Below are 1,598 nucleotides of genomic sequence, written 5' to 3' on the forward strand. Positions count from 1 at the left end.
CATCGTCGCTTGGCGACCCGTTACTGCAAGCTCGCGAAAAGCTATGCCGCCATGGTCACATTGGCCTGCTGGCGGCGATGTCTACGACAGTACTTTTCGTACAGAGCCTAGTGCCTGGGGGCCTGCTATCGATGCAGCGGCTAGGGCAATTCATTATCAGCGACGGTGCATGGGATATCGCCGTGCGAGCAGAGCTCTAAACGCTTCTAGCTCTTGACATCATGTTCGGTACCATACAACAATTGTTAGGTACCAAACCAACGGGAGCAGTGGGTGACTCGCCAATATGTGAAGTCGATGCATGACTCAGTGGGGGCATGGGCGAAGCGGTGCTATTTCGCGGGCCGCGCCGCAATGGATTCGGCATTACGTACTTTCGATCTCGGATCGACGCAGTGGTACGTTTTGTACCAATTGGCCCACGATGGGCCAACTCGGCAGCGTGAACTGGCGACAATGCTCCAGATCGAGCGAGCGTCGATGAGCGGGATTGTGTCAACGCTTTTGCGCAAGGGGCTTGTGGATCAAATCCCCGAACAAACCGATCAGCGCCAAAAGCTTCTTCGTTTGACCGCGTCGGGATTAAAGCTTTGGAGTGAACTACCGAATCTCACGTTTATCGCCCAAGTGGCATTTGAGAATATTGAAGCATCTGATATTGCGACCACGATTAGAGTGCTCCAGACCGCCACCGAAAGGTTGGAGAAATTAGCATAGAAAGGAGTGACGAATGACGATTCTTATAACTGGTGCGGCAGGCCTCGTGGGGATGCGGCTTCTGCCGCGTCTTATGGCCGCAGGCATGGAGTGCCGGGCGCTTTTGCGCCCCGGCAAGATCGCGCCTCAAGGCGTTACAGCCGTAGAGGGCGATTTGCTTGATGCCTCGTCTCTCGAAACGGCAGTGCAAGGCGTCTCAGCCATCATCCATCTCGCAGCCGTTTTTCGCTCGCGAGATACTGAAATGATCTGGAAGAGCAATCTCGACGGAACGCGCAACTTGATCGCCGCTGTGAAGGCGCAGAGTCCAGGAGCGCGCTTCATCATGGCGAGCACCCTTCATGTGTACGGACCAGAAGGCTCGCGCCCTGGGCGAGAGGATGACGAGACCAATCCGAAGTTGGCCTATCCGGCCAGCAAGGTGGAAGCGGAAAAGGCATTGCGCGCAAGCGGTCTGAATTGGTCAATTCAGCGGTTTGGCTTCGTTTATGGTGATAAGGACGGGCATCTTGAAGCGCTTCCTGGTCTCGCAAGTAGCGCAAAGATGCATCCGGCTAAACGAATGAGCATGATCCATCATCGCGACATCGCCATCGCAATGAAGCTTGCTCTAGATGGTGCGATGGACGGGCGCGTTGTCAATCTCACCGATGATGCACCAACATCTATCTTTGAGTTGGCTGAATTAGTTGGAGAGGCGATGGAGCCCTCGTCTGAGCCTTTGGCTAATCCTTGGCACCTTCAGGCCAGCGGGGCGCTAGCCCGTCAACTTGAATCACCCCGGGTTTCGTGGAGGCCGTTTCGTTTAAGTCAGGCCGCCACGGCCTGATCTGTTTGCTGCTGGTGGAAGTTTGCCTCAGCCTCCGCAGGCGGGATATAGC

Annotated in this window: 2 protein-coding genes and 1 pseudogene; all 3 read left to right on the forward strand. The window is 55.5% G+C overall.

The features are described 5' to 3' along the window. Positions 1 to 111, forward strand: a pseudogene (locus NJF35_RS24530) (IS5/IS1182 family transposase); the annotation flags it as partial. Positions 112 to 273: 162 nt separating this feature from the next. Then, positions 274 to 717 carry a MarR family winged helix-turn-helix transcriptional regulator gene (locus NJF35_RS24535; RefSeq protein WP_253091614.1) on the forward strand — a complete coding sequence of 148 codons (444 nt, stop codon included), beginning with the start codon at positions 274 to 276 and terminating at the stop codon, positions 715 to 717. 13 nt (positions 718 to 730) lie between these two features. Then, positions 731 to 1,546, forward strand: coding sequence for an NAD-dependent epimerase/dehydratase family protein (locus NJF35_RS24540; protein WP_253091615.1), 816 nt, complete (start codon positions 731 to 733; stop codon positions 1,544 to 1,546). The last annotated feature ends 52 nt before the right edge of the window (positions 1,547 to 1,598 follow it).

Origin of the sequence: Pseudomonas guariconensis, assembly GCF_024127895.1 — a bacterium.
Taxonomy (GTDB): Bacteria; Pseudomonadota; Gammaproteobacteria; order Pseudomonadales; family Pseudomonadaceae; genus Aquipseudomonas; species Aquipseudomonas guariconensis_B.